We start from the raw sequence: 24,529 nt of genomic DNA, 5'->3' as shown, positions 1-24,529 counted from the left end.
CAGCCCCGCCATGATGAAGGCCCTTGCCACCCGTGCCGCGCAGTCCTTGCGCAAAAGCTGGAAGCAGCACCTGGCCACCCTCGCGCTCGCCTGGGTCGCCATCGTGGCGGTAGACACCTGGCGCACGCGCGACCTGCCCCAGAGCCCTGCGCCCGATGTGGCGCTGGTGATGGCCCCCAGCGCTGGCGCCACCGCCCCCACCACCCTGGCCCAGTGGCGCGCCCAGCACCCCGGTCAGGCCGTGGCCGTGCACTTCTGGGCCGAATGGTGTTCCATCTGCAAGCTGGAAGAGCCCAGCATCGCCAGCCTGTCCGCCGACTGGCCCGTGCTGGGTGTGGCCATGCAGTCGGGCAACGCCGAAAAGGTGGCCCAGGTGCAGCGCCAGCGCAGCATGGTCTGGCCTACGGCGGTGGACCCGCAGGGCACCCTGTCACGCAGCTGGGGCGTGCGCGCCGTGCCCGCGCTGGTGGTCATCGACGCGCACGGCCAAGTGCGGTTCGCCACCTCGGGCTACACACCCGAATGGGCCATGCGCCTGCGGCTGTGGTGGGCGCAAACCATGCCGCAGTGGAGTGCAATGCTTCCAAAATGATAGCCTCTAGCGCTTGATGGAAAAGCGCTGGAGGCCATTTTCATTCAAATCCCCGGCCCGACGCCAAAGTTACCGCTCTGATCTGTTTGGCGCAGATCTTCAAGACCAACCGCCTCCGCCTTTGCACACTGGCCCCGTACCACCCACGGAGGCCCGCATGCACATCACCCTGAACCAACAGCCCCAGCCCGTACCACCCGGCTGGGAGGACGACCCCCTGCTCTGGCTGCTGCGCGAGCCGCTGGGCCTCACCGGCACCCGCTTTGGCTGCGGCATGGGCCAATGTGGCGCCTGCACGGTGCTCATTGACGGCGTGGCGCAACGCGCCTGCCTGCACACGGCACGCGGGCTGCAGGGCCGCGCCGTCACCACCATCGAGGGGCTGGCGGCGCCCGACGGCACGCTGCACCCCATCCAGCAAGCCTGGCTGGACCTGCGCGTGCCCCAGTGCGGCTACTGCCAGAGCGGCCAGATCATGGGCGCCGTGGCCTTGCTTCGCGCCACGCCCCGCCCGAGCGATGCACAGATCGACGCCGCCATGTCGGCCCACCTGTGCCGCTGCGGCACCCAGCACCGGGTGCGCGCGGCCATCCACCAGGCTGCTGAGGGTGCGAAGTCATGAAGCGCCGCCAGTTTTTGGCAGCGGCAGGCGCCGGGGTACTCACCGTCACGCTGGCGGGCTGCAGCCTGGTGCCGGTGATCCCCAAGCGCCCCACTTCCACCGCCAATGACGCGCTGGGCTGGATACGGCACGAAAACGGCCGCTACACCCTGTGGCTGCCCAGCGCCGAAATGGGTCAGCAGATCAGCGCCGCCATGCAGGGCCTGGCCGCTGCCGAGCTGGGTGTGCCGCCCGCGCAGGTACACCTGCAACTGCCCAGCACCCGCCACATCGCCCGCGTGCGCGCCACCGTGGGCAGCGCCAGCGTGCAGGACTTTGCCCTGCCCCTGGCCCGTGCCTGCGCCACGCTGCGCGAGGCCCTGGCGCAAGGCCAGACCACGGGCACGCTGGCCGCGCGCGACATTGCGCCCAGCGCGCTGCGCAGCCTGCAGCCGCGCACGGGGGCCACCAAAGAAACTGCGGTGGCACCGGGCCAGCTGCACGCCCTCGTCACCGGCCAGCCGCTGTTTGCGGGCGACACACGCCTGCCCGGCCTGCTCTATGGCCGCGTGCTGCGCGCACCGGTGTCGGCCGAAATCACCTCGCGCCCGCAGGCGTGGGACGAGGCGGCCGCCCGCGCCGACCCGGCCTGTGTGGCCGTGGTGCAGCACCCGCGCCTCGCGCAGATGGGCAGCCTGGGGCTGGGCATTGTGGCGCGCACGCCGTCGGCTCTCGACCGCATCGAGGCCGCGCTGGCCGTGCAATGGCAGGTGGAAGATGGCAGCGCCTTCGAGCAGGCCGCCATCGATGAGCGCATCGACATCGACACCCACCTGCGCCGGGGCGCGCTGCAGCACCGGCTGCGCAAGGACGACCTGCCCACAGACACAGCATGGACGCTGGACCTGCGCATGGACGTGCCCCTGGCCGCCCACGCGCCCATCGAGCCGCGCAGCGCAACGGCGCACTGGCTGGCTGCCGCAGACCAAGGCATCGCCCTGAAGGTATGGGCGGGCACCCAAGACCTGTTCTACATGCGCGACGTGCTCGCTCGCCAGCTGGGCCTGGATGCCGAACGTATCGAGGTGCAGGCCTGCCGCATCGGCGGCGGCTTTGGCGGCCGCACGCTGTGCACGGTGGAGCTGGAGGCCGCCGTGCTCGCCCAGGCTGTGGGGGCGCCCGTCAAGGTGCAATGGAGCCGCGCGCAGGAGTTTGCCCAGGGCTTCCAGCGCCCACCCTCCAGCCACCGCGTGCGGGCACGGGTGCAGGGCGGGCGCATCACCCACTGGTGGCATGCGCTGGCCAGCAGCCACATCCTGTTCACACCCGCCGCCATGCCGGTGTGGATGCAGACCCTGGCCGACCTGGCGGGCGACAGCGGCGTGGCGCGCGGCGCACACATGCCGTACGACGTGCCCCAGCAGCGCATCGAGTTCACCGCCCAGCGCCTGCCCGTGCACACCGGCCCCTGGCGCGGCCTGGGTGCGGGGCCCAACACCCTGGTGGTCGAGAGCGCCATGGACGAATGCGCGCGCCACGTTGGGGCCGACCCGCTGGACTGGCGCCTGCAGCACACCACCGATGCACGCCTGGCCCAGGTGCTGCGCCGCGCCGCCGCCGAGGCCCGCTGGCCAGAGCGCCCCGCCAGCGACGCCACCACCTTGCGCGGGCGCGGCATCGCAGGCGGTATCTACAAGGGCGTGAGCTACGCCGCCGCCGTGGCCGACGTGGAGGTGCAACGCGCCACCGGCCAGGTGCGCGTAACGGCGCTGTGGTGCGCGCACGACTGCGGCCTGGTGCTGCAGCCTGACGGCGTGCGTGCGCAGACCGAGGGCAACCTCGTGTGGTGCGTGGGCATGTTGCTGCACGAGCAACTGCCCGTGGCCCGCTCGGGCGTGGCCGCTGCCAGCTTTGCCGACTACCCGCTGCCACGCATGGGCGACGTGCCGCCGCTGCATGTGCACCTGATCGACAGCAGCGCGCCGCCCACCGGTGCCGGAGAAACCGCCATGGTGGCCGGGGCTGGAGCGATCACCAACGCGCTGCGCGACGCCACCGGCGTGCGTTTTGCCCGCCTGCCGGTGCGCAGCGCGGATGTGCTGCAGGCCTTGAGCACGCGGGACTAGGGATGTCCTGCATAACTCCCTGCGGTCCGTGATAGCGCGGCCTCGGGCGATCCGCTGCGTTGCTTTTCTTGCCAATAGCCGGGCTATTGGCTGCGAAAAGACGCCTTGCGGCCCATCCCGATCCGCACTACCACCGACTCGCGAGGGTTATGCAGGACATCCCTAGCGGGGCAGCACCAACGGCACAATCCGCCCATGCAAGACTTTGCCAGCGCCGCCATGGTCCGCCTGCTGGTGCGCGCCATGGCCGCGCACGGGCTGGTGCCGCCACCGCCCCCACCGGGTGCCGACGGGCTGGCCGCGAGCCACGTGCCCCTGGCCTACAAACGCAGCGTGGTCGAAGCCGTGCTGCATCAGGGCGGCCTGGGCACACTGCTGCAGCTGGCGCAGCGGGTGGATCTGCTGGCGGGCGACCCGGTGCACCGTGCGCTGCTGGGCGCCACCCACCCGCCAGAGCTACTGGCGCGCTGGCAGCGGCTGGAGCGATATGTGCATTCGCGCCACCAGGTCAGCGTCACCGCCAGCGCCCCGGGCACGCTGGCACTGCGCCACCACGCGCGCCCCGGTGTGCCGGAAGAACCCCACCCCACCGAAAGCCTGGCCGTGCTGGGCGTGCTGGTGGGTGCCAGCCAGGCCCTGGGCGTGCGCGGGGTGCGGGTGGAGATCGGCGCGCCCGAGGCCGCAGGCCACCGCGTGAACCTGCGGATGGAAGCCCCTGTCGCCACCCCGGCGGAACTGCACGCGCAACTGGCACCGCTGGCCGCGCGAAGGTTGCTAGGCCATTGGACCTTGCACTGGGAACCTCACGACAGCAACGCACCCACAACCTCCACTCAGCAGCCCAAGCCCGCCACCCATCTGTGCGATGCCCTGCCCTGGCCGCCGCTGGCGCACCAGCTGGCGCGCCATGTGCTGCACGACCCGGCCGCGCAGCACACGGTGGATGCACTGGCCCGGCACACCGGCCTGGCCCGCCGCAGCCTGCAGCGGGCGCTGACCGACAGCGGCCTGAGCTGCCGCCACATCGTGACCGAGGCCCGCGCTCGCGTGGCCGCGCAATGGCTGCTGGAGAGCCCGCATGGCCTCGCAGAAATCGGGTTTGCGTGCGGTTTTTCCGACCAGCCCCACTTCACACGCGAATTTGCACGCCATGTGGGCCTGACTCCGGCGCGCTACCGGCAGGCATTTGCAGTCGGAGGCATGCGAGGGTCGGATTTACTATCAATTTGATAGCAAAAACTCGATATCTATCGAGCGCAATGGGCCATTTTATTCAATATTTTCGGCTTTGGAGGGCAACCCGGCCACGGGTGCTCGCTTGCGCATGGCGCTGCCGCCCCGGGGCAGCGCCACCGTGGGCAGCAGGGCGCGTGCAGCTGACCCACCCGCAGCGGCCGGTGCCATCAGGTCGGCCAACGTCACGCTGTCCAGCACCGCCAGGTAGGCCTGCATGGCCTGCCACAGCACGCCCTTGAGGCGACAGTGGTTGCTCAGGCGGCACTGGTTGGTGCCGGGATCAAAACATTCCACCAGGTTGAAGTCGGTCTCGGTGGCACGCACCACGGCGCCGATGTTGATGGCCGACGCCGGCACCATCAGCCGCATGCCACCGCCCCGCCCGCGCGTGGTCTCCAGCAGCCCCTGGGCGGCCAGCTGCTGCACGATCTTCATCAAGTGGCTGCGCGAGATGCCGTAGCCCTCGGCCACCTCGATGATCGTTACAGGTTGCTCGCGGCCTTCGGTGGCTGCGCAGTACATGAGCACGCGCAGCGTGTAGTCGGTCCATTGGGTCAGGCGCATGGTTTTTGCCGCAGGTCAATTGAAAGAGGTATGCAGGACGAATTTTATTGAATAAAATATTCACATCAAATGAATCTTTAAAAGGACCTGCCATGAATGCCCGTGTTGACCATCTGGAAGCTGCCTCCGCCCACCCCGCCCCGCTCAGCGCCGACCAGCAGATCGGCCAGATGGCGGTGCAACTGCCCGGTGCCACGGCGGTGTTCCGGCGGCTCAAGCTCGACTTTTGCTGCGGCGGCCAGGTGAGTCTGGCCAAGGCGGCTGCCGACAAGGGGCTGGATGCCAACGCCGTGCTGGCCGAGCTGGCGGCCCTGCAACGCAGCGACGCCGTGCCCGAAGCCGCATCGCCCAGCGCACTGATCGACCACATCCTGGCGCGCTACCACGAGGTGCACCGCCAGCAGCTGCCCGAGCTGATCCGCATGGCCCGCCGCGTGGAGGCCGTGCACCGCGACAACCCCCATGTGCCCGCCGGGCTGGCCGACCACCTGGAAACCATGCACGAAGAGCTGCTCTCGCACATGCTCAAGGAAGAGCAGGTGCTGTTCCCCATGCTCAAGAGTGGCGGCAACCCCTTTGTGGGCCAGCCCATCGGCATGATGCGAGCCGAACACGTGGACCACGGCGAAGCGTTGGACAAGCTCAACGCCCTGACCAACGACGCCACGCCCCCACAAGGCGCCTGCAATACCTGGCGCGCGTTGTATGCAGGCATTGCCCAGCTGGGCGATGACCTCATCAACCACATCCACCTGGAGAACAACGTGCTGTTCCCGGCGTTCGAAGCCGGCGCAGCGCCCTCGTCGCAAGGTTGCGGTCCGTCAGGCTGCGCCTGCAGCAGTGTGGGCACACTGCAGGCATGACGCAGCAAACGCCTTTATCCGACAGCCCCGGGAGCCACGCGCCACCCAGCGTGGAAAGCATCACGCAGCTGGTGCATGGCTTTTACGGCGATGTGCGCCAGGACCCGCTGCTGGGGCCCGTGTTTGAAAAAGCCTTGCACGGCCAGTGGGACGCCCACCTGCAGCGGCTGGTGGACTTCTGGAGCACGGTGGCACTGGGCACGCGCAGCTTCAAGGGCGACGTGTTTGGCAAACACATGGCGCTGGAGGGCGTGACTCCCGCCCACTTTGCCGCCTGGGTGGGGCTGTGGCAGCAGCACACCAGCCGCCTGTTTGCCCCCAAGGTGGCGCACGACCTGCAGGTAGCAGCACACGGCATTGCGCGCAATTTGTTCCGGGGTTTCTTTGGCAGCGACCCGGCGTTTGTGACGCCGCACAGCGGACACACTGGGCACGGCGGGCACTGAATCAAGGCCCTGGCCTGGGCCTTTGCGCCAGGGCTACTTCTTCTTGTCGCCCGGTGTGAAGAACAGCGCCAGGCCCACCGCGATCAGCGCCACCGGCCACCACACCCGCAGCAGCTCGCGCAGACTGATGCTGATCAGCCCCAGATTGGTCAGCAAAAAAAACACGCCCAAAACGACCAGGACGATCGCTGCGATATGGCCTTTCATGTACATTCCCTCGGAGTTGTTGTGACTGGAGTCAGTATCACATGCCTGCCCACGCCTGCCCATGGCAGGAGACCGCTGGGCCGCCGCCATCAGTTGCGCTCGAAGTAAAGCGGGGGAGGCTCGTAGCAGGTGTCGCTGGCGGCAACATATTTGCCCAGGCTGCTGATGGACACGCTGGTCCAGGCCGTGCCGGCCTTTGGATAGCCGTAGACACACATGCCGAACCCCATGCCGAGGGGTGCGCCGGGTGCGGCAGTCAGCGCCAGGGCCGCATCGGTCTCGCGCGCAGGGGCGCGAAGTCGCACTCTCAGCACGTCCTGGTAATAGGGCGACAGGTCTTGCCGCCAGTCGTCGGCAATCCGGACGGGATAGGGCTTGTCGGTATACCGGACCTCCAGCTTCGCGTCACCCTCCAGCGTCTCGGCCATCACAGCCGTGGCTCCGTACTGGGCGGAATCGCTCTGCACCATGGTGCAAGCGATCACGGGCCGATCCGCCGATGCGTATCCCGCCGCAGAAACGTTGCGATAGGGGCCATCGAAGATAGGAAAGGTGCAAAAGGCTGCTTGCGCGGCCCCCACATGCGCCATCACACACAACGTGACAACAACCGGCGTGGCCTTCATGGGATTTCCTTTTTCAGTGGCTGGGTCGGCGCGACACCGCCTACCGCGCGCAATGGCGCGAGCAGGTCCGACAGCCCATTGTGGTCAATCTCGTGCATCAGCGCCAGCAATTGCCCCAGCTCGCCTTTGGGGAAGCCCTCGCGCGCAAACCAGTTCAGGTAGTTGCCGGGCAGGTCGGCCAACAGCGTGCCTGTGTATTTGCCGTAGGGCATCTCGGTGGTGACCAGGCGCTGCAATTTTTCCGAGTCCATCGGACAGCCCTCCTCAGCCGCCTGCCCGCTTGACCTTGTGGCCCAGCTTTTGCAGTGCGGCCATCACGCGCTCCACATGGTCGCCCTGCACTTCGATCACGCCGTCCTTCACCGTGCCACCGCTGCCGCAAGCGGCTTTGAGCTGCTTGCCCAGCTGCTCCAGTGCGGCCGCGTCCACCAGCACGCCCTTGACCAGGGTCACAGCCTTGCCGCCCCGGCCTTTGGTTTCACGCGACACCCGCACGATGCCATCTCCGGTGGGCAAAGGCTTGTTCTGCTTGCAGGTGCACTGCGCCACGGGCTGGCGGCAGCCGGGGCACATGCGGCCGGACTCGGTGGAATACACCAGGCCGCCCAGGTCAGCCAACGACTTCATGGCTTTTTTCCTTCCACCTCTTGCTGCAGCATGTGAAAGTTGAGCAGCCGGGTGGCCAGCATGGTCTCGGTCAGAAAACACACCAGCGCCAGCAAAAACGACACCACCCCCGCCAGAAAACCCGCCACGGCCAAGCGGTTGGACTGGAAGTTGGTGGTCTCGCCGAGGAACAGCAGGATGATGGTGATGCCGATCAGGAACGCACAGAACGTGAGCAGCCCGATGCAGCCATTGGCCAGCCGCCCACGCAGCCGCAGGTCGGCCAGTTCGTTGTAGGCGCGGGCCAGAAACTCGGGCTCAGTGTTGGCGCGGGCGCGGTCTTCCACCACGCGGGCCCGGTCGATGATGCGGGCCAACCGGCCCGCCACAGCGCCAATCATGCCGGACACGGCCGTGAGCAAAAACACGGGGGCCACCGCCAGCTGGATGCCGTGGGTGATGGCAGAGGAGTCAAGGGTGAGGGCCATGGTGCTTGGGAAACAAAGGAAAAACCGGCGAACCGCCGGTGGCCCAATTATCAGGGTGATGGCGCGCGCAGCCAGGCTCAGCGGCGCACGGCCTTGACTGCCTGACGCGCGTGCAGGGGCTTAGGCAGCAACTGCGGCGACAATCGCCCCATCCCTTTCCCCCCAATCGCGCTGTTGTGCGTCCCCCTTTCAACGCCGCCCCAGCGCTGCCTCCATGCCCTTTGCCTCCCTCGGTTTGTCCCCTGCCCTTGTCCACGCTGCAGAAAAAGCGGGTTTTGTAGCGCCCACGCCCATCCAGGCGGGGGCCATCCCGGCCATCCTGCAGGGGGCTGATCTGCTGGGAGCCGCCCAGACGGGTTCGGGCAAGACAGCCGCTTTTGCCCTGCCCTTGCTGCAGCAGCTGCAGCTGAGCGCCACCGGCGGCCCACGCCGGGTGCGCGCCCTGGTGCTGGTGCCCACGCGCGAGCTGGCCGCCCAGGTGGGCGAGGTGCTGCGCAGCCTGGCACAGCACCTGCAGCAGCCGCTGAAAGTGGCCATTGTGTTCGGCGGCGTCTCGATCAACCCGCAAATGCTGGGCCTGCGTGGCGGCGCAGACATTGTGGTGGCCACGCCGGGCCGCCTGCTGGACCTGGTAGACCACAAAGCGCTGCGCCTGTCTGCCGTGGCGCACCTGGTGCTGGACGAGGCCGACCGCCTGCTGGACCTGGGCTTTGCCGAAGAACTGCAGCGCGTGCTGGCGCTGCTGCCTGCGCAGCGGCAGAACCTGTTCTTCTCGGCCACCTTCCCTGCCGCCGTGCAAGCGCTGGCCGATGGCCTGCTGAACAACCCGTTGCGCGTGGAGGTGCCCCACACGCCGGGCAACGAACCGGCCATCGAGCAACGGGCCATTGCGGTGGACGCCGTGCGCCGCACCCAACTGCTGCGCCATCTGGTCAAGGAACACAACTGGTCGCGCGTGCTGGTGTTTGTGGCCACGCAATACGCTGCCGAGCATGTGGCCGAAAAGCTCTACAAAGCGGGTATCTTTGCCACGCCCTTCCACGGCGGCCTGAGCCAGGGCGCGCGCAAACAGGTGCTGCAGGAGTTCAAGGATGAACGCTGGCAGGTGGTGGTGACCACCGACCTGGCCGCACGCGGCATCGACATTGCGCAGTTGCCTGCGGTGGTCAATTACGACCTGCCACGCTCGGCCGTGGACTATGTGCACCGCATCGGCCGCACGGGCCGCGCGGGCGAAAGCGGTGTGGCCGTGAGCTTTGTGACGGCCGATGCCGAAGCACATTTCCGCCTCATCGAAAAACGTCAGCACCTCACCATCCCGCGCGAACACATTGCGGGTTTTGAACCCACCGAGGCCCCTGCGCCCGCTTCATCCACAGATCCCCAGGGCACCGGCGGCATCAAGGGCAAGCGGCCCAGCAAAAAGGACAAGCTGCGCGCAGCAGCAGTGGTAGCTCCGGAATCGCCCTCCGCCGCCCATAAAAAAGGCTCCTGAGAGGAGCCTTTGGAAGCGCCATGAAGGGCGGCCGCCCAAGCAGCCTCAGTCTCAGACCTCTTCGCCGTCGTCGTCCATGCCATCCGCATCAGCACCTTGCGGCTCGCCCGGCGCCCGTGGCGTGCGCTTGGCGGGCTTGGCCAGAATCTCGACATAGAACTGCGCACCGCCCTCAGCGGCCACACCGTTGATCAGCCCGGTCAAGGCCGACAGGTGCGCCACGGCGGCGTCTTCCTTGGTGCGGCCAAACTGGCAGTCAAAGTCCCAAAAATCAGCGCCTTCGGGCAGGTCGCGGCGCCGTTCGCGCTTGATGTACTTGCGGATTTCGTGCTTGACGGCATCCAGAACGCGGTCCCGGTTCTTGCCTTCAACATGGAGTTGGAAAGTTTTTCTCATGGGTGATGGTACCGCCTGTGACAGATATGGATTCCCAGCCGGGCACCCCAGTGCCACAATGGTGCATTACTTTTGGTTACCGCCAAGCCCGATGTTCCACGACCTCAGTCTGCTGCACACACTGCCAGCGGCCGTGCTCGTCACGCAGGAGGGCGCCATCCGCTTTGCCAACGCTGCCAGCATGGCGCTGCTGGAAGCGCCCAGCACCGATAGCCTGATCGGCCGCCTCTCGGGCGATTTTGTGCATCCCATGGACCGGGTGCGTTCTACCAACCGCATCCAGCAGGTCGCTGTGCCCGAACAGGGCGGGCGGCCCAACAAATCGTCTGAATTTCGCATCCGCACACTGCAGGGCAACCTGCGCATGGTGCTCATCAGCAGCGTAGCTGTGGAATGGAACGGAGCCCCCGCCGTGCTGATGTGTGGTCTGGACATGACCCACCAGAGCGAGATCGAGGCCCAGCTGCGCGAGAGCGAGCAGAACTTCCGTCGCCTTTTTGAGAACATGCAGGACGTCTACTACCGCACCGATGCCCAGGGCATCGTGCAGCATGTGGGCCCTGGCGTGCGCCGGGTGCTGGGCTACGAGCCCCACGAAATCGAGGGCCGCACGGCCGAGTCGTACTACCCGCAAAGCACTGACCGCGACGCGTTCAAGGCCGCCATCATGGAGCATGGCGAGGTGTCGGATTTTCCGGGCCAGATGGTGCGGCGCGACGGCACCGTGATCGACATCTCCATCAGCAGCCACGCCTTGTACGACCATGCTGGCAATTTCGCAGGGGTGGAGGGCATTTACCGCGACGTGACCCAGCGCAAGAACCTGGAGCGTGAGCTGCAGCGCCTGGCCACCACCGACATGCTGACCGGCATGGCCAACCGCCGCGCATTTCTGGAATGCGCGGAGTCGGTGTATGCCCATTCACGCAGCAATGGCGAGCCGCTCACGCTGCTGATGCTGGACCTGGACCATTTCAAATCCATCAACGACCGTTTTGGCCACCTGGAAGGCGACCGCGCCCTGGTGGCGTTTGCGCAGGCCGTCAAAAACCAGCTGCGCGCCAGCGACACCGTGGGCCGACTGGGCGGCGAAGAGTTTGGCGTGCTGCTGCCGCTGACCAGCATGGACGAGGGCCTGGAAGTGGCGAAACGCATCCTGCATGGCGTTCGCGCCCTGCAGCTGAGCGACGAGGCAGGCCACGCCTACGGCATCACGGCCAGCCTGGGCCTGAGCACCTTCCGCCAGGCAGACCGCAGCCTGCGCGACATGCTCGACCGCGCCGACCAGGCTCTGTACCTGGCCAAAAACCAGGGGCGCGACCAGATCGCTTCGCTGGAACCCTTGGGCGAACAGCCGAATCGCCAAGTAGCCGAATAACCTATCTGCGGCTGCGCCTTACCAACGCATGCGTTCCTGCTGCAGGTTCCACAGGCAGGCGGCAATCCGCAGCAGCATCTCCATCACCTGTTCAGAGCCGCTGCCCGACAGCTCCAGGCCATCAATGATCACGGCAAGCTGCGAGATGGCGTCTTCGGGCGCAGAGGCACCGCCCGTCCGCGCAATCTCGGCAATGGCGATGAGTACGTCTGTGCGGTTCATGGAGCATCTTCCCCATAGCAAAAGAATCTGATGACCTGCACCGCACCGGTCCTGTGCGTCCAGTCAGCGGGGTGCCAGGGACAATTGCTTGGGGGATGAAGCCCTTGCTGGCAGGGCAGGCAGTGGCTGCGTACCTCGGTAGCCTCCTTCCAAGGCATCCCCAGCGCCGTCAGGCGCCAGCCTGAACTGGTGAACGACCTCCAGCAGGCGCCTAACCTGGTTCTTCATGCCGGTGGATGCCGACGAACTGTCGTCCACCAGCGCGGCATTTTTCTGCGTGGCGGCGTCCAGCTGCCGCACGGCTTCGCCGATCTGCGCAATGCCGCGGGCCTGCTCCTGCCCCGCATCCTTGATCTCGCTGATGAGTTCCATCACCTCGTCCACACGCTGCACGGTGCTGGCCACCCGCTCGCCCGCCTGGCCCACCAGGGTGGACCCGCGCTCCACACCACGCACACTGGCAGCAATCAGGCCCCGAATCTCGCGGGCGGCCGTGCTGCTGCGCTGGGACAGTCCACGCACCTCGCCCGCCACCACGGCAAAGCCGCGTCCCTGCTCACCCGCGCGGGCCGCCTCCACCGCCGCATTGAGGGCCAGCAGGTTGGTCTGGAACGCGATGTCATCAATCACCTTGATGATGTCGGTGACCTTTTGCGACTGCACGCTGATCTCCTGCATGGTGGTGATCACGTCGCGCATCACGCTACCGCCCTCGTTGGCCACCTTGGCGGCCTCTTGGGCCAGCTCGGTGGCGCGGTGGGCGTTGTCCGTGTTGTGTTGCACGGTGATGGTGAGCTGCTCCATCGAGGCGGCCGTCTCCTGGAGATTGGACGCCTGCACCTCGGTACGGCGCGCCAGGTCTTCGGTGCCGCCCGCAATCAGCACGGCCTCCTGTGCCACCGTTTCGGTGCTGGAGCGCACCTCGGTGATCACGCGCACCAGCTGGTGGTTCATCTCCCGCAGAGCGCCCAGCAGTTCTGCGGTTTCATCCGTGCCGCGCACATCGATCTGTGCGCTCAGATCGCCACCCGCCACCGTGCGGGCCAGCACCACCGCCTGGCGCAAAGGGCGCGAGATGGAGCGGGTGATGACCCACGCCATCGCAGCCCCCGCCACCAGGGCCAGCCCGGTGGCCGCCAGCATCCACCAGTGAATGGTGTTGCTCATCTCCCGTGCGCCGGCAAACTCTGCCGCCGCCACGTTGATCTGCAGGGCCACCAGCTTCTCGATGGCGTCCTGCACCTTGGCCGCATTGGGGCGGATCTGGTTGATATAAAGCTCGGAACCATCGTCGTACTTGCCTGCCACCAATGCCGAGGCAGCCGGGATGAGACCCTTGTCCAGGTAGGTGGCATTGGCATCGGCAAAGGCCTGAGCCAGGCCTTGCTCCTCAGCAACCAGCGCCTTGCCGGAATACGCCGTCCACAGCGTGTGGATGCGCTCCACGTTGGCAGTCAACGCGGCGTGGCTGGCCTGCAGGTTGCTAGTACCCGGGTCCATCAGCATGTCCATCACCAGCACCCGGTTGCGCTGCGTGAGGTGGCTGATCTCTGCCAGCACGCCCAGGGGCACCGTGCGGTCACCATACAGCGCCGCGCTGCGCTCGGTCAGGCGCTTGGCACCGCTGATGCCCCCCGCAGCCAGTGCAGAAATCAGCAGCAAAAGCACTGCAAACGCCAGCGCCAGCCGGGTGCCAATCTTGATTTTTTGAAGCATCTGAATCTCTCATGAAGGTTCACTGGGTGGGCAGCCGGGGTCATTGCCACCGCATCAGCTGGCGCGCACGCCTTGCCAGCAAGGTCTACGTCTGCCGCGGCTGATACTAATTGTTTCAAGTGACAAAATAATGACGATGGGATAAACATTCCCCATTCATTCCAGTGGTTAAAATCGGCGCCGCATTGACAAGCTGAGACTTCATAAATCACTCTAATGCCCCTGCCGGGCATAGGCCCATGGTCAGAATTTCACAGCCACATCCTTATTAATTAAAACCAACACACAAAAATTCATGAAATATATCTATACCGTATTCATGCTGGCACTTGCACTGCTGCAGGCGGACCAGGCCAGGGCACAAGCCGTAACGGGCGCGGGCTCGTCGGCCGCAGCCCCCATCTACCGCAGCTGGGCCAAGGCCTACGCCAGAGCCACCGGCTCCAGGGTGGACTACGACCCGGTGGGCTCCAGCGCAGGCATGAAAAAGATCCAGCAACAGGCCGTGGGCTTCGGCGCCACCGATGTCTACCCGCCTGACAAGGACCTCATCGAACACGGCTTGCTCGCACTGCCCGTGGCCATCACCGGCATCAGCCCCATCGTCAACCTGCCCAAAGTCCAAAACGCACAGCTGCGCCTGACGGGCGAGGTGCTCAGCCGCATCTTCCTGGGCGAAATCAGCCGCTGGAATGCCCCCGAGATCACCGCGCTGAACCCCGAGACTCCGCTGCCCGATATGCCCATCAAGGTGGTGGTGCGTGCCGACGGCTCGGGCACCACCTACAACTTCGCCGATTACCTGGGCAAGGTCAGCCCGAAATGGAAGGCTTCCCACGGGGCTAAGACCAGCATCCAATGGCCCGAAGGATTTCTGGCCTTCAAGGGGAGCGATGGGGTGGCCAAGGGTGTGCGCGACACGGCGGGTGCCATCGGTTATGTGGATTTTGGGTATGTGGCCGAATATGGCCTGGCATCGGTGCAGATGAAAAATGCCGAGGGTGTTTTTGTGAAACCCTCCATCGACGCTTTCAAATCCGCACTGGCCAACAGCGAGTGGCCAGCCACCGGGGCCTTCCACAATACGCTGACACAAAAACCCGGCAAAGCCGTGTGGCCCATCACCATGGGCACGTTTGTGGTGTTCCCCAAAGTCACTCAAAATCCAGAGCAAACCACCCTGGCCCTCAAATTCATTATCTGGTCGTTTCTCAATGGCGACACCCTCGTCCATGAAAACAATTTTGTGCGATTACCAGACCGGGTTCAGGCATCGGCTTTCAAGGCAATTACCTCCATCCGCGATAAAAATGGCACTCCCCTGGGCATGAGCCTGATTTCATCGTCCGCACCCTTGCAGCAATAATCCGGCACTCATGATTTCCACCCTTAAAATCGATCATTGGGATTTCTATTAATCTTTCACCGGCAGGCTCTGCCGCCCCCACCACCAGGCGCCGTCTTCATGGAAATCGAGTTCAAGTTCTGCATCCCCCCAGAGCGCCTGGCTGCGGTGCAGGCCGCCGCGCGCAGGGGCACACACGCGCACATCCGTATGGAGGCCCGCTACTTCGATACGCCCGATGCAGCGCTGTCGTCGCGTGGCATTGCTTTTCGGCTGCGCCGCGAGGGCGACCAGTGGGTGCAAACCGTCAAGGCCCTGGGCAACGGACCGCTGGACCGCGAGGAGCACAACGTGGACCGGGGCCAAGCCCACGCCACAGGCCCCGCCCCAGAGCCCCAGCCTGAGTTGCACGCAGGCACCGTGGCGGGCACACGGCTGCTGGGTGCTCTGCAGGCCGCCAGCGGCCCTCTGACCGAAACCTACGGCACCGAGATGGACCGCGTGACACGGGACATCGCCTTCAAGGGCGGTGTGGTGGAGCTGGCTCTGGACACCGGCCGAGTCATCGCCCATCGCGGTACGCCGCATCAGAAAGAGGCCCGCGTCTGCGAGCTGGAGCTGGAACTCAAGGCCGGCCCGCTGGCGGGCCTGGTGGCCATCGCCACCCGGTGGGCCACACGGCATGGGCTGTTTCTGAGCACGGTGTCCAAGGCTGAGCGAGGCGAGCGTCTGCTGGCCCCGCAATGGGCACGGCCCGCCACCAAGGCCACCCCGATGAAGGCCAGTGGCATCCCAAAGCACTTCCTGAACGGGCGCGCGTTGCAGCGCGCGGCAGTGGCCCATTGCCTCCACCAGATCCTGGCCAACGCCAGCGAGATCGTCGAAGGCGGGGGCGATGAAGAGCATGTGCACCAGTTGCGCATCGGCATCCGCCGCTTACGCACCGCCTTGCGCGAGTTGGCGCCGTTGGCACCCGGCGCATTCGACCCCGCCTGGGAGCCGCCGCTGGTGGAGGTGTTCCAGCGCCTGGGCCAACTGCGCGACCAGGGCCAAGCCCTGCAGTCCATCGTTGCCGATCTGCGCGATGCGGGTGCGCCTGCCCTGGATGTGATTGTGGCGGCGGGGCACGCCCCCGCCCCATCCGCCGCAGCCATCGTGCGCATGCCAGCGTTCCAGGCAGCGTTGATCGCCCTCATGGCGTTCACGGCCCAGGGCGAGGACGCCCCGCCGGCGGCCGCAGAAGAAGCCCTGGACGCGAAGGACACCCGCCGCCTGCTGCAGAAGCGATTGCGCCGCCTGCACGCCAAGGTGCGCCACGGCTCCCAAGACTTTGCCGCCCTGCCGGTGGAGGAACAACACCGCCTGCGCAAGCGCTTGAAGCGTTTGCGCTACCTGACGGAATTTGTCGCGCCTGCGCTGGACGCCGAGGGGGAATCGTTCCTCGCCAGCCTGCAGCCTGCGCTGACGGCTCTGGGCCGGCTGGGCGATGAGCGTGTGGCCCGCGTGCTGTACAGCGACATCGCTGCCACGGACCCGCGGGCCTGGTTTGGCGTGGGCTGGCTGGCTGCACGGGAGGCGTTGACGGTGGCTGACTGCGAAAAGGCCTTGGCCCACCTTGCCGACATGCCCCGCCTGCGCAAGGCGGGCAAGCGCTGAGAGCGGTAGCTGCAGTAGACGCGCCGTACCCCCATCGCGGGTCACAGCGGGGTTCCCAAGTTGGCACGGCACAATGGGCCCATGACGGCATCTCCCCCTCCCCAGCGCACCCACCCGCCTTCGCGCACCGCCCACCGCAGCACCCCCGACAAAGACCAGATCGCCCTGCTGGAACCTTTCGAGCGCCTGGGCACGGACCGCATCAGCCTCGTTGCCACCCCAGAACAGGCCGACAAGGCCTGTGATGCTCTGGCAGCGGCCAGCGCCTGGGGGTTCGACACCGAATCCAAACCCACCTTTGTGCAGGGCGAACAGTCCGACGGGCCCCACATCGTGCAGCTGGCCACGCTGGAAACCGCCTGGGTGTTCCAGCTGCACGACCCCGGTTGCCGTGCCCGCGTGGCCGAGCTGCTGGCCCTGCGCGGCGTGACCAAGGCGGGCTTTGGGCTGGGGGATGACACCAAACGCATCCAGCACAAACTGGGCGTGCAACCAGCCGATGTGCTGGAGCTCAACACCGTGTTCCGACAGCGTGGTTACCGCAAAGACATGGGCGTGAAAGGCGCCGTGGCCGTGCTGTTCAACAAGCGCTTCATCAAGTCCAAGAAAGCCGCGACATCGAACTGGGCCAACGCCCGGCTGACTGAGGCCCAACTGGTCTACGCAGCCAACGATGCGTGGGCAGCGCTGCGGGTGTTCAACGCCTTGAATCTGTCCGCCTGAGGGACAAGGAGGGCACAGCCGCCGTGACCCATCACGGCAGTCGCCATCCTGTATTCACTATCAAAAATATAGCTGCTCAGACATATTCCACTGGCGCTACCAGCCAAAAAGACCTCAACAACACGCCTGACAGGCCCTGTGAGGCCCTGTGAGCCCCTGCAGGCGATGTACGCACCGACCTACAGCCGGGCTGCCAGCCGCGCCGCCTGGTCGATGGCGCGCTTGGCGTCCAGCTCGCCGGCCTCCAGCGCACCACCGATGAGGTGGGGCTTGCGGCCCTGGGCCTCCAGTTCCTGCGCCAGGCTGCGCAACGGCACCTGCCCCGCGCACAGCACCACGGTGTCGCACGCAATCCAGGTGGGGTCTTCGCGCTTGTCGCCGTATGACACCAGCAGCCCTTCGTCGGCAATGCGCTCGTAGTTCACGCCGCTCACCATCTGCACCTGTTTCATCTTGAGCGTGGTGCGGTGGATCCAGCCGGTGGTCTTGCCCAGGCCGCCGCCCAGCTTGCCCTTCTTGCGCTGCAGCAGCGTCACCTGCCGTGCAGGGGGCGTCACGCGCGGGCCGCTGGCGGCCAGGCCACCGCGCGCCTCAGCCGGGTCGGTGATGCCCCATTCGGCCTTCCAGGCGGGCAAATCGAGCGTGGTGGAGGGGTGGTCGCCATGTGTCAAGAATTCCGCCACGTCAAAGCCGATGCCGCCCGCGCCGATGATGGCCACGCGCTCGCCCACCGGCTTGCCATGGCGCAGCACGTCGATGTAGCTCAGCACCTTGGGGTGGTCCTGGCCGGGGATCTTCGGGTCGCGTGGCTCCACACCAGTGGCAATCACCACCTCGTCATAGCCCGCCAGGTCGGTGGCCAACATGCGCTGGTTCAGGTGCAATTGCACGCCGGTGTCCTCCACCCGCGTGGCCAGGTAGCGCAGCATTTCGTGGAACTCTTCCTTGCCAGGAATCACCTTGGCCATGTTGAGCTGACCACCGATGGCGGGCGCGGCGTCGAACAGATGCACCTCGTGCCCGCGTTCGGCGGCCACGGTGGCGGCGGTCAGGCCCGCTGGCCCTGCGCCCACCACCGCCACACGCTTGCGCGACGACACCGGGCGGTACACCAGTTCGGTCTCGTGGCAAGCGCGCGGGTTCACCAGACAGCTGCTGGTCTTGTTCTGGAACACGTGGTCCAGGCAGGCTTGGTTGCACGCGATGCAGGTGTTGATGCGGTCTGCCCGACCCTCGGCGGCCTTTTTCACAAACGCCGCATCAGCCAGCAGTGGCCGCGCCATCGACACCATGTCGGCGCAGCCATCGGCCAGCACCTGCTCGGCCACCTCGGGCGTGTTGATGCGGTTGGAGGTGACCAGCGGCGTGGAAATGCCCGCCGCTGCAAACTCGGCTTTCATCTTCTGCGTGACCCAGGCAAACGCTGCGCGCGGCACGCTGGTGGCAATAGTGGGCACCCGCGCCTCGTGCCAGCCGATGCCGGTGTTGACGATGTTGGCCCCGCCCGTAGCGACGGCCTTGCCCAGAGTGACGATCTCGTCCCACGCACTGCCGCCGGGCACCAGGTCGATCATCGACAGGCGGTAGATGATGATGAAGTCCTTGCCAACGGCCTCGCGCATGCGGGCCAGGATCTCCACCGGCAGGCGCATGCGGTGGCTGTAGTCGCCGCCCCAGGCGTCGGTGCGCAGGTTGGTGGTTTGCGACAGGAACTGGTTGATGAAATAGCCCTCCGATCCCATCACCTCCACGCCGTCGTAGCCCGCCTCGCGCGCTTTCACGGCACAGTTCACAAACGCACGAATTTGCCGCTCCACCCCGCGCGCCGACAGCGCGAACGGTGTGAACGGCGAGATGGGCGACTGCAGCCGCGAGGGCGCCACCGCCAGCGGATGGTAGGCGTAGCGCCCCGTGTGCAGGATCTGCAGCGCGATCTTGCCGCCCGCACCATGCACCGCGTCCGTCACCACGCGGTGGCGTTTGGCGGCGCCCGAGGTCGCCAGCGTGCCCGCAAACGGCTTGGCCCAGCCCGCGATGTTGGGCGCAAAGCCACCCGTCACGATCAGGCCCACATCCCCCTCGGCCCGCTCGCGGAAGTACGCCGCCATGCGAGACAGGTCGCGCCCGTCCTCCAGGCCCGTGTGCATGGAGCCCATGAGCACACGGTTCTTGAGGGTGGTGAAGCCCAGATCGAGCGGGGCAAGCAGGTGCGGGTACAAGGCAGTGCCGGGCATGGAGGCAGCGGCTGCAGGGGCGGCAATGGGAGAGGAATGCATGGAAGGATCGTGGACTAGAAGTATTTTCTAGAACTTTATTCTAGAATCCCGTTCCATGGCAAGCCGCAATTCCCCGACCCCCACCTCATCCCCTGCCGACGCAACCACCGACCGCCGCCAGGACATCCTGAACGCCGCCCTGGCCTGTGCGGCCGAAGGGGGCGTGGACGCGGTGACCATCGACGGCGTGCGTGCGCGCTGCGGGGCCAGCGTGGGCAGCATTTATCACCACTTTGGCAACCGCGACGGCATCGTGGCGGCGCTGTTCTTTGACATCTTTCACGACCAGTCGCGCAGCGTGCAGGCGCAACTGGATGCCGCCCAGGGCGTGGAGGCGGGCGTGTTGGCCCTGGTCACCGGCTATCTGGACTGGGTGGTGGCGCAGCCCGAGCGGGCGCGTTTTCTTTTCCAGTCCCGGGGCGCCATGGCAGCGGGCCCGCGAACGCCCGACCTGGCCGAGGCAGCGCGGCGCCGCAACCAGGCGCTGGTGGCCTGGTTCGAGCCCCACCGCCAATCGGGCGCGCTGCGCAACCTGCCGTGCGAGCTGATGCCGTCGCTGGTGATGGGGCCGGTGCAGAGCTATTGCAGGGCGTGGCTGTCAGGCAATGCAGGCCAGGGCGGCCTGCCCTCGCCCACCACGTACCGCGCAGAGCTGGCGGACGCAGCGTGGCGGTCCGTCAGGGCGTAGACCGAGCGATCGGATCAGCTCCGATCAGTAATGCGGCGGCAGCTCGTCGCGCAGGTTGCGCGGGCCGTTCGAGCCACCTTCGGGCGCCTGCTGGCGCAACTGGATGACCTCGTGCGTCAACCGGTCGATCAGTTGCTGCTGCTGGTAGATGGTCATGTTCAACTGGTCCAGCAGGTCTTCGGTAAAGCTGGCCTTGATCTCCAGGCTTTCTAGGCGCTGGAGAACGTTGGCGAGATCGTTGGCGTCAGACATCGACGCTTCAGATGGCCTGGCCCAGGCGCGCCACGCCTTCGCGGATCTTGTCCACATCGGCCGTGGCGAACGACAGGCGGAAGGTGGCGTGGTCGGGGTTGGCGCAGAAGAACGGCGTGCCGGGCACAAAGGCCACACCCTTTTCAATCGCGCGCTTGGCCAGCACATTGCCGTCAGCCACCTTGCCGCCAGCACCCGTCAGGCGCGCCCACACAAACAGGCCGCCCTGGGGCTGCACAAACTCGATGGCGTTCCCCAGCTCCTTGCGCAGCGCATCGCCCATGGCCTGTGCGCGCTCGGCGTACACCTTGCGCACATGGGCCAGCGTGGCGGGCATGCGGCCGGCCTTGAGGTACTGCGCGGCCGTGGCCTGGGCAAAGGTGCTGGTGTGTGCATCGCTGAACTGCTTGCACATGGTGGCTTTGCCCAGCAGCTCGGCGGGGGCAATCATCCAGCCCACGCGCAGGCCGGGCGACAGCACCTTGCTCAAGCTGCCGCAGTGCACCAGCAGATCGCGGCTGCCGGGCACGGTAGCCGACAGGTTGAGCAGACTGGGCGGGGGTGCATCGCCAAAGTACAGGTCGCCATAAGGATCGTCTTCGACGATCAGCGTGTTGTGCTTGACGGCCATCTCCAGCACGGCCTTGCGGCGTTCCAGGCTCAGCATGGCACCGCTGGGGTTGCCGAAGGTGGGGATCAGGTAGACGAACTTGGGTTTGTGCTCGGCGATGAGCTTTTCCAGCTCGTCGGTCTTCACGCCGTTGCCATCGATGGGCGCGCTGATGAGTTCGGCGCCGTACAGGCGAAAGCACTGGATGGTGGCGAGGAAGGTCGGGCCTTCCACAATCACCTTGTCGCCGGGGCTGATGAGGGTTTTGCCCAGCAGATCCAGCGCCTGCTGGCTGCCAGTGGTGACGATGAGGTTGTCGGCCGCGACATCCCTGGTGCCCTTGCTGTTCATGAAGGCGGCCAGCTGCTCGCGCAATGGGTTGTAGCCTTCGGTCGCACCGTATTGCAGCGCGGCGCCGGGTTCTTCGGCCAGGGCGGCGTTGCTGGCAGCGCGGATGCCCTCCACGTCGAACATGGCGCTGTCAGGGAAGCCGCCCGCAAAGCTGATGATGCCGGGCTTGCCCAGCAGCTTGAAGAGTTCGCGGATGGCGGAGGTTTCTACGTTGTTCAGGCGGTCGGCGAATTGCATGGCGTGGGCAGGAGTTGGTGGCAAAGGATTCCGCATTGTCGCCAATTGGCGTGCAGGTTTCCTGCGGCTTAGACTGCAGGGGCAAAAACCTGGCCGACCGCACAACCACCGAGACTAACCATGCCCCTCGAAATCCGTCAGTTGCCCCGCATGCGCCTTGCCTATATGCGCCAGACAGGCCCTTATGGCCCTTCGCTCACGCAACTTTGGGAGCGGTTCGGCCGCTGGTGCGAAGCAAATCGTTTGAGCGAGCCACGCCCCAAGTACTACGGCATCAGCCTGGACAACCCCGCATGCACCCCGCCCGCGCAATGCCGCTACGACGCCTGCGTGCAAGTGGGCGTGGGGCTGCGCACCGGCACGGAGGCCATGATCCAGGACTTTGCCGGTGGCGATTACGCCTGCCTGCGTTTCGTCGGTACCGGGCCGGAGATTGGCGCAGCCTGGGCCAGCATGATGGCCCCAGGCCAGATCCCCGCAGGCTGGGAAGCTGCCCTCCGGCCCGCCATCGAGGTCTACGACGAAGACTTTGCCGTCAACCCCGCTACGGGCGCGTTCCCCTGCTGGCTGTGCCTGGCGGTGCAGCGCACCCACTGAGGCAGTTCGTTCTAACCCTCGCGAAAACGATGCAGGCGCGGGCGCAGCCCCGCATGCCGCAGTACATAAACAACCCACCCCGCCCCCCATGAAGACGTCTGACATCGAGCCTTTCTTTGCCACCTTGAAGGCCGCCAACCCCATGCCCAACACGGAGCTCGAATACACGACGCCGTTCGAGCTGCTGGCTGCCGTGCTGCTGTCGGCCCAGGCCACGGACGTGGGCGTGAACAAGGCCACGCGCAAGCTGTTCCCGGTAGCGGGCACGCCGCAGGCCATCCTGGACCTGGGGCTTGAGCGACTGGAGGGCTATGTCAAGACCATCGGCCTGTACCGCACCAAGGCCAAGAACCTGATGGAGACCTGCCGCATCCTGGTGGAGCAGCATGGGGGCCAGGTGCCGCGCACGCGCGAAGCCCTGGAAGCCCTGCCCGGTGTGGGCCGCAAGACGGCCAATGTGGTGCTGAACGTGGCCTTCGGCGAGCCGACCATGGCGGTCGATACGCACATCTTTCGCGTAAGCAACCGCACGGGCCTCGCGCCCGGCAAGAACCCGCTGGCGGTGGAACTGCAGCTGATGAAGCGCGTGCCCGCCGCCTATGCGGTGGATTCGCACCACTGGCTCATCCTGCACGGCCGCTACGTGTGCCAGGCACGCAAGCCGCGCTGCTGGGAGTGTGCGGTGAGCAGGTATTGCGACTACCAGCCGAAGACGTTGGCGCCTTGAGTTGAGCGAACCAGGTAAATTGCTTCTGTTTTTATAGCAACTAGCGCTTATTGGTCAAGCGCTAGGGCGGAAAATGCTTGAAATCTCCGTTAGCAAGCGACGGCATGTGCCCGCAGCCAGGCGGCGAAGGCCTCTTCGGTGATATCGCCAGCGGCAACAGCGAGCATGGTGACCACGCACGATGCATCGTCGGCGGTGAGGCGCCAGCCATTGAGCCGCAGAAACAATTCGGCAGACACATAGCCCGTTCGCTTGTTTCCATCAATAAACGGATGGTTGCGCGAAATTCCATAGCCATACGAGGCTGCCAGCGCGGCTGCATCAGGCGGCGGCTCGCCATAGTTGTTCAGCTGCTGCGGCTTGCCCAGGGCCGAATCCAGCAAGCCTGGATCGCGAACGCCTGTCCCGCCCCCATGTTCGGCCAGTTGCACTTCGTGGATGGCAATGATGACGGCGCGGTTCAGCCAGACCCATTCGCTCATTTGGCCAGCTCGTGCAGTACGGCCCGGCGCTCTTTCATAATCTCGCGCGCCACGCGCATCTGCGCTTCAAATTCGGGGTTATGGGTGGTGATCCGCAAACCGTCAGGCGATTCCGTCACATACAGCTCGTCGCCCTTTTCCAGCTGCAACCGCGCCAGCAGTTCCTTTGGGAAAATCGCGCCGACAGAGTTGCCCACCTGGGTGAGTTTGAGAGTGTGCATGGGAAACCCCGAGTAATTACAAACGTAATACTAGACTTTCTACCACCCCGCGTCAAACCACCCCGGCCACTCCCAGCGCTGTCATCTCCCCCGACACCCCCGCCCACGCCACATCGAATCCAGGCACTTTGCGCTCTGGAGGCACGGGGTGCGCACGCAGCGCCCAGGTGGCACCAGCCACCACACTATCGATCACCGGTACCGTCACCTGCGGCTGCACCAGAGCAGCCATGCCGGCCAGCCCCGCCCCGCCCAGGATGACGGCCTGCACACCCATTTGCCGCACCACGTCGCGGCAGGCCTGGGCGAGCAGCGTGCGGGCGGCTTCGGGGTCGGCCGCCAGCTGAGCGCCGGTGGGTGCCACGGTGTGGATTCCAGCCAGCGCGTGCGCGTGGCCCAGCGCCTGTGCCAGGCGCTGCAGCATGGGCCCCCAGCGCTCGCCGCCCGTAACGATGGCATAGCGCCCGTGGCGAGCGGCTTCGATGAAAGACGCTTCGGCCAGCCCAGTCACAGGCACGGGGCTGCTTTCGCGCAGTGCCATCAGGCCCGGGTCGCCAAAACAGCCTATCAGCACGGCATCAGGCTGCGGCTGGTGTTGTGACAGTTCATTCGCCCAGGCATCCAGCGCGGCGTGGGCCGCCACTGCATAGCTGGCCTCGCAGGCGATGTAGGGGGCGCCGAAACGCGCCGTGGCCGTGCGCACCGCTACATGCAAGCCCGCTGCAGCCTGCACATGCCGCTGAAGCAAGGCGCTGACGCTGGCCGATGTATTGGGGTTGATGACGAGCAGTTGGCGCATAAC

The 24,529-nt window shown here is 66.1% G+C and carries 29 protein-coding genes; 14 read left to right on the top strand and 15 right to left on the bottom strand.

Features of this window, described 5'->3' with window-relative positions:
* Positions 1-10 precede the first annotated feature (10 nt).
* From ACT89O_RS09835 to ACT89O_RS09820, 4 genes are all read left to right on the top strand, one after another.
* Positions 11-592 (top strand): redoxin domain-containing protein, encoded by a 582-nt coding sequence (locus ACT89O_RS09835; RefSeq protein ID WP_487262481.1) that lies wholly within the window; start codon positions 11-13, stop codon positions 590-592.
* A 157-nt stretch (positions 593-749) separates the two neighbouring features.
* Positions 750-1,214, top strand: a complete 465-nt coding sequence (locus ACT89O_RS09830; RefSeq protein WP_487262480.1) for a (2Fe-2S)-binding protein — start codon at positions 750-752, stop codon at positions 1,212-1,214.
* A complete protein-coding gene (locus tag ACT89O_RS09825; RefSeq protein WP_487262479.1) occupies positions 1,211-3,319 on the top strand; it encodes a xanthine dehydrogenase family protein molybdopterin-binding subunit in 2,109 nt (702 codons plus the stop codon). Before ACT89O_RS09830 ends, ACT89O_RS09825 begins: the two co-directional genes overlap by 4 nt.
* A gap of 195 nt (positions 3,320-3,514) precedes the next feature.
* A complete protein-coding gene (locus tag ACT89O_RS09820) occupies positions 3,515-4,549 on the top strand; it encodes a helix-turn-helix transcriptional regulator (protein ID WP_121506884.1) in 1,035 nt (344 codons plus the stop codon).
* Positions 4,550-4,588: 39 nt separating this feature from the next.
* Here ACT89O_RS09820 and ACT89O_RS09815 read toward each other — a convergent pair whose 3' ends face one another.
* Positions 4,589-5,119 (bottom strand): RrF2 family transcriptional regulator, encoded by a 531-nt coding sequence (locus tag ACT89O_RS09815; protein ID WP_121506885.1) that lies wholly within the window; start codon positions 5,117-5,119, stop codon positions 4,589-4,591.
* A 92-nt stretch (positions 5,120-5,211) separates the two neighbouring features.
* Here ACT89O_RS09815 and ytfE point away from each other — a divergent pair, with 92 nt between their 5' ends.
* Both ytfE and ACT89O_RS09805 read left to right on the top strand, forming a co-directional pair.
* A complete protein-coding gene (ytfE, locus tag ACT89O_RS09810; protein ID WP_487262478.1) occupies positions 5,212-5,982 on the top strand; it encodes an iron-sulfur cluster repair protein YtfE in 771 nt (256 codons plus the stop codon).
* Positions 5,979-6,428: a group III truncated hemoglobin gene (locus ACT89O_RS09805; protein ID WP_409860718.1), complete on the top strand. Its 450-nt coding sequence runs from the start codon at positions 5,979-5,981 to the stop codon at positions 6,426-6,428. Before ytfE ends, ACT89O_RS09805 begins: the two co-directional genes overlap by 4 nt.
* Before the next feature lie 33 nt (positions 6,429-6,461).
* On the opposite strand, the gene ACT89O_RS09800 is transcribed toward ACT89O_RS09805, so the two are convergent.
* The 5 genes from ACT89O_RS09800 to ACT89O_RS09780 all read right to left on the bottom strand — a co-directional run bounded on the left by ACT89O_RS09800 (position 6,462) and on the right by ACT89O_RS09780 (position 8,355).
* A complete protein-coding gene (locus ACT89O_RS09800; RefSeq protein WP_171012331.1) occupies positions 6,462-6,635 on the bottom strand; it encodes a LiaI-LiaF-like domain-containing protein in 174 nt (57 codons plus the stop codon).
* Between the two features lie 89 nt (positions 6,636-6,724).
* The gene (locus ACT89O_RS09795) at positions 6,725-7,261 is read right to left on the bottom strand and encodes a hypothetical protein (RefSeq protein WP_218299447.1); all 537 of its coding nucleotides are present in this window, start codon (positions 7,259-7,261) and stop codon (positions 6,725-6,727) included.
* Positions 7,258-7,512 carry a DUF3820 family protein gene (locus tag ACT89O_RS09790; protein WP_409860715.1) on the bottom strand — a complete coding sequence of 85 codons (255 nt, stop codon included), beginning with the start codon at positions 7,510-7,512 and terminating at the stop codon, positions 7,258-7,260. The genes ACT89O_RS09795 and ACT89O_RS09790 overlap by 4 nt, the downstream gene beginning before the upstream one ends.
* 13 nt (positions 7,513-7,525) lie before the next feature.
* Positions 7,526-7,888, bottom strand: coding sequence for a translation initiation factor Sui1 (locus tag ACT89O_RS09785; RefSeq protein WP_487262477.1), 363 nt, complete (start codon positions 7,886-7,888; stop codon positions 7,526-7,528).
* The gene (locus ACT89O_RS09780; protein ID WP_121419656.1) at positions 7,885-8,355 is read right to left on the bottom strand and encodes a DUF2721 domain-containing protein; all 471 of its coding nucleotides are present in this window, start codon (positions 8,353-8,355) and stop codon (positions 7,885-7,887) included. Before ACT89O_RS09780 ends, ACT89O_RS09785 begins: the two co-directional genes overlap by 4 nt.
* A 214-nt stretch (positions 8,356-8,569) precedes the next feature.
* On the opposite strand from ACT89O_RS09780, the gene ACT89O_RS09775 reads away from it, so the two are divergent.
* Positions 8,570-9,850, top strand: a complete 1,281-nt coding sequence (locus ACT89O_RS09775) for a DEAD/DEAH box helicase (RefSeq protein WP_487262476.1) — start codon at positions 8,570-8,572, stop codon at positions 9,848-9,850.
* Positions 9,851-9,901: 51 nt separating this feature from the next.
* On the opposite strand, the gene ACT89O_RS09770 is transcribed toward ACT89O_RS09775, so the two are convergent.
* Positions 9,902-10,246 carry a DUF6172 family protein gene (locus tag ACT89O_RS09770; protein WP_487262475.1) on the bottom strand — a complete coding sequence of 115 codons (345 nt, stop codon included), beginning with the start codon at positions 10,244-10,246 and terminating at the stop codon, positions 9,902-9,904.
* A 91-nt stretch (positions 10,247-10,337) separates the two neighbouring features.
* Between ACT89O_RS09770 and ACT89O_RS09765 the strand changes: the two genes are divergently transcribed.
* Positions 10,338-11,624 (top strand): sensor domain-containing diguanylate cyclase, encoded by a 1,287-nt coding sequence (locus ACT89O_RS09765; protein ID WP_055402290.1) that lies wholly within the window; start codon positions 10,338-10,340, stop codon positions 11,622-11,624.
* Positions 11,625-11,642: 18 nt separating this feature from the next.
* Here ACT89O_RS09765 and ACT89O_RS09760 read toward each other — a convergent pair whose 3' ends face one another.
* Together ACT89O_RS09760 and ACT89O_RS09755 are read right to left on the bottom strand one after the other, a co-directional pair.
* Positions 11,643-11,846: a hypothetical protein gene (locus ACT89O_RS09760; RefSeq protein ID WP_487262474.1), complete on the bottom strand. Its 204-nt coding sequence runs from the start codon at positions 11,844-11,846 to the stop codon at positions 11,643-11,645.
* 63 nt (positions 11,847-11,909) lie between these two features.
* Complete coding sequence (locus tag ACT89O_RS09755) at positions 11,910-13,562, bottom strand: methyl-accepting chemotaxis protein (protein ID WP_487262473.1); 1,653 nt, start codon at positions 13,560-13,562, stop codon at positions 11,910-11,912.
* Positions 13,563-13,857: 295 nt separating this feature from the next.
* Here ACT89O_RS09755 and pstS point away from each other — a divergent pair, with 295 nt between their 5' ends.
* The 3 genes from pstS (at position 13,858) to ACT89O_RS09740 (ending at position 17,286) form a co-directional block, all read left to right on the top strand.
* The gene (gene pstS, locus ACT89O_RS09750; protein ID WP_487262472.1) at positions 13,858-14,928 is read left to right on the top strand and encodes a phosphate ABC transporter substrate-binding protein PstS; all 1,071 of its coding nucleotides are present in this window, start codon (positions 13,858-13,860) and stop codon (positions 14,926-14,928) included.
* 99 nt (positions 14,929-15,027) lie between these two features.
* Positions 15,028-16,563, top strand: coding sequence for a CYTH and CHAD domain-containing protein (locus ACT89O_RS09745; RefSeq protein WP_487262471.1), 1,536 nt, complete (start codon positions 15,028-15,030; stop codon positions 16,561-16,563).
* Positions 16,564-16,644: 81 nt separating this feature from the next.
* A complete protein-coding gene (locus tag ACT89O_RS09740; protein ID WP_487262470.1) occupies positions 16,645-17,286 on the top strand; it encodes a 3'-5' exonuclease in 642 nt (213 codons plus the stop codon).
* Between the two features lie 179 nt (positions 17,287-17,465).
* Here the strand turns inward: ACT89O_RS09740 and ACT89O_RS09735 are convergent, their stop codons facing one another.
* Positions 17,466-19,520 (bottom strand): oxidoreductase, encoded by a 2,055-nt coding sequence (locus tag ACT89O_RS09735; protein WP_487262842.1) that lies wholly within the window; start codon positions 19,518-19,520, stop codon positions 17,466-17,468.
* A 97-nt stretch (positions 19,521-19,617) separates the two neighbouring features.
* On the opposite strand from ACT89O_RS09735, the gene ACT89O_RS09730 reads away from it, so the two are divergent.
* Positions 19,618-20,250, top strand: a complete 633-nt coding sequence (locus tag ACT89O_RS09730; protein WP_487262469.1) for a TetR/AcrR family transcriptional regulator — start codon at positions 19,618-19,620, stop codon at positions 20,248-20,250.
* A 24-nt stretch (positions 20,251-20,274) separates the two neighbouring features.
* Here the strand turns inward: ACT89O_RS09730 and ACT89O_RS09725 are convergent, their stop codons facing one another.
* Together ACT89O_RS09725 and ACT89O_RS09720 are read right to left on the bottom strand one after the other, a co-directional pair.
* Positions 20,275-20,502: a SlyX family protein gene (locus ACT89O_RS09725; protein WP_015014770.1), complete on the bottom strand. Its 228-nt coding sequence runs from the start codon at positions 20,500-20,502 to the stop codon at positions 20,275-20,277.
* A gap of 7 nt (positions 20,503-20,509) precedes the next feature.
* Positions 20,510-21,700 (bottom strand): aminotransferase-like domain-containing protein, encoded by a 1,191-nt coding sequence (locus tag ACT89O_RS09720; protein WP_487262468.1) that lies wholly within the window; start codon positions 21,698-21,700, stop codon positions 20,510-20,512.
* A 120-nt stretch (positions 21,701-21,820) separates the two neighbouring features.
* Here ACT89O_RS09720 and ACT89O_RS09715 point away from each other — a divergent pair, with 120 nt between their 5' ends.
* Complete coding sequence (locus tag ACT89O_RS09715; protein ID WP_487262467.1) at positions 21,821-22,297, top strand: AraC family transcriptional regulator; 477 nt, start codon at positions 21,821-21,823, stop codon at positions 22,295-22,297.
* An 88-nt stretch (positions 22,298-22,385) separates the two neighbouring features.
* Positions 22,386-23,024, top strand: a complete 639-nt coding sequence (gene nth, locus ACT89O_RS09710; RefSeq protein WP_487262466.1) for an endonuclease III — start codon at positions 22,386-22,388, stop codon at positions 23,022-23,024.
* Between the two features lie 89 nt (positions 23,025-23,113).
* On the opposite strand, the gene ACT89O_RS09705 is transcribed toward nth, so the two are convergent.
* The 3 genes from ACT89O_RS09705 to ACT89O_RS09695 are packed head-to-tail and all read right to left on the bottom strand — an operon-like array spanning position 23,114 to position 24,526.
* A complete protein-coding gene (locus ACT89O_RS09705) occupies positions 23,114-23,506 on the bottom strand; it encodes a type II toxin-antitoxin system death-on-curing family toxin (RefSeq protein WP_487262465.1) in 393 nt (130 codons plus the stop codon).
* A complete protein-coding gene (locus tag ACT89O_RS09700; protein WP_056169497.1) occupies positions 23,503-23,727 on the bottom strand; it encodes an AbrB/MazE/SpoVT family DNA-binding domain-containing protein in 225 nt (74 codons plus the stop codon). Before ACT89O_RS09700 ends, ACT89O_RS09705 begins: the two co-directional genes overlap by 4 nt.
* A 52-nt stretch (positions 23,728-23,779) precedes the next feature.
* A complete protein-coding gene (locus tag ACT89O_RS09695; RefSeq protein ID WP_218299429.1) occupies positions 23,780-24,526 on the bottom strand; it encodes an aspartate/glutamate racemase family protein in 747 nt (248 codons plus the stop codon).
* Between the last annotated feature and the right edge of the window lie 3 nt (positions 24,527-24,529).

It is taken from the genome of Acidovorax sp. NN32, from assembly GCF_057597245.1.
The sequence above is the reverse complement of the archived record's forward strand: the minus strand, read 5'-3'. Positions and strand labels throughout refer to the sequence as shown.

What these genes read in the sequence shown, in the direction of transcription:
- ACT89O_RS09835 (WP_487262481.1), top strand. Translation starts at nt 11, where the DNA reads ATGATGAAGGCCCTTGCCACCCGTGCCGCGCAGTCCTTGCGCAAAAGC.
- ACT89O_RS09830 (WP_487262480.1), top strand. Translation starts at nt 750, where the DNA reads ATGCACATCACCCTGAACCAACAGCCCCAGCCCGTACCACCCGGCTGG.
- ACT89O_RS09825 (WP_487262479.1), top strand. Translation starts at nt 1,211, where the DNA reads ATGAAGCGCCGCCAGTTTTTGGCAGCGGCAGGCGCCGGGGTACTCACC.
- ACT89O_RS09820 (WP_121506884.1), top strand. Translation starts at nt 3,515, where the DNA reads ATGCAAGACTTTGCCAGCGCCGCCATGGTCCGCCTGCTGGTGCGCGCC.
- ACT89O_RS09815 (WP_121506885.1), bottom strand. Translation starts at nt 5,119, where the DNA reads ATGCGCCTGACCCAATGGACCGACTACACGCTGCGCGTGCTCATGTAC.
- ytfE (WP_487262478.1), top strand. Translation starts at nt 5,212, where the DNA reads ATGAATGCCCGTGTTGACCATCTGGAAGCTGCCTCCGCCCACCCCGCC.
- ACT89O_RS09805 (WP_409860718.1), top strand. Translation starts at nt 5,979, where the DNA reads ATGACGCAGCAAACGCCTTTATCCGACAGCCCCGGGAGCCACGCGCCA.
- ACT89O_RS09800 (WP_171012331.1), bottom strand. Translation starts at nt 6,635, where the DNA reads ATGAAAGGCCATATCGCAGCGATCGTCCTGGTCGTTTTGGGCGTGTTT.
- ACT89O_RS09795 (WP_218299447.1), bottom strand. Translation starts at nt 7,261, where the DNA reads ATGAAGGCCACGCCGGTTGTTGTCACGTTGTGTGTGATGGCGCATGTG.
- ACT89O_RS09790 (WP_409860715.1), bottom strand. Translation starts at nt 7,512, where the DNA reads ATGGACTCGGAAAAATTGCAGCGCCTGGTCACCACCGAGATGCCCTAC.
- ACT89O_RS09785 (WP_487262477.1), bottom strand. Translation starts at nt 7,888, where the DNA reads ATGAAGTCGTTGGCTGACCTGGGCGGCCTGGTGTATTCCACCGAGTCC.
- ACT89O_RS09780 (WP_121419656.1), bottom strand. Translation starts at nt 8,355, where the DNA reads ATGGCCCTCACCCTTGACTCCTCTGCCATCACCCACGGCATCCAGCTG.
- ACT89O_RS09775 (WP_487262476.1), top strand. Translation starts at nt 8,570, where the DNA reads ATGCCCTTTGCCTCCCTCGGTTTGTCCCCTGCCCTTGTCCACGCTGCA.
- ACT89O_RS09770 (WP_487262475.1), bottom strand. Translation starts at nt 10,246, where the DNA reads ATGAGAAAAACTTTCCAACTCCATGTTGAAGGCAAGAACCGGGACCGC.
- ACT89O_RS09765 (WP_055402290.1), top strand. Translation starts at nt 10,338, where the DNA reads ATGTTCCACGACCTCAGTCTGCTGCACACACTGCCAGCGGCCGTGCTC.
- ACT89O_RS09760 (WP_487262474.1), bottom strand. Translation starts at nt 11,846, where the DNA reads ATGAACCGCACAGACGTACTCATCGCCATTGCCGAGATTGCGCGGACG.
- ACT89O_RS09755 (WP_487262473.1), bottom strand. Translation starts at nt 13,562, where the DNA reads ATGCTTCAAAAAATCAAGATTGGCACCCGGCTGGCGCTGGCGTTTGCA.
- pstS (WP_487262472.1), top strand. Translation starts at nt 13,858, where the DNA reads ATGAAATATATCTATACCGTATTCATGCTGGCACTTGCACTGCTGCAG.
- ACT89O_RS09745 (WP_487262471.1), top strand. Translation starts at nt 15,028, where the DNA reads ATGGAAATCGAGTTCAAGTTCTGCATCCCCCCAGAGCGCCTGGCTGCG.
- ACT89O_RS09740 (WP_487262470.1), top strand. Translation starts at nt 16,645, where the DNA reads ATGACGGCATCTCCCCCTCCCCAGCGCACCCACCCGCCTTCGCGCACC.
- ACT89O_RS09735 (WP_487262842.1), bottom strand. Translation starts at nt 19,520, where the DNA reads ATGCCCGGCACTGCCTTGTACCCGCACCTGCTTGCCCCGCTCGATCTG.
- ACT89O_RS09730 (WP_487262469.1), top strand. Translation starts at nt 19,618, where the DNA reads ATGGCAAGCCGCAATTCCCCGACCCCCACCTCATCCCCTGCCGACGCA.
- ACT89O_RS09725 (WP_015014770.1), bottom strand. Translation starts at nt 20,502, where the DNA reads ATGTCTGACGCCAACGATCTCGCCAACGTTCTCCAGCGCCTAGAAAGC.
- ACT89O_RS09720 (WP_487262468.1), bottom strand. Translation starts at nt 21,700, where the DNA reads ATGCAATTCGCCGACCGCCTGAACAACGTAGAAACCTCCGCCATCCGC.
- ACT89O_RS09715 (WP_487262467.1), top strand. Translation starts at nt 21,821, where the DNA reads ATGCCCCTCGAAATCCGTCAGTTGCCCCGCATGCGCCTTGCCTATATG.
- nth (WP_487262466.1), top strand. Translation starts at nt 22,386, where the DNA reads ATGAAGACGTCTGACATCGAGCCTTTCTTTGCCACCTTGAAGGCCGCC.
- ACT89O_RS09705 (WP_487262465.1), bottom strand. Translation starts at nt 23,506, where the DNA reads ATGAGCGAATGGGTCTGGCTGAACCGCGCCGTCATCATTGCCATCCAC.
- ACT89O_RS09700 (WP_056169497.1), bottom strand. Translation starts at nt 23,727, where the DNA reads ATGCACACTCTCAAACTCACCCAGGTGGGCAACTCTGTCGGCGCGATT.
- ACT89O_RS09695 (WP_218299429.1), bottom strand. Translation starts at nt 24,526, where the DNA reads ATGCGCCAACTGCTCGTCATCAACCCCAATACATCGGCCAGCGTCAGC.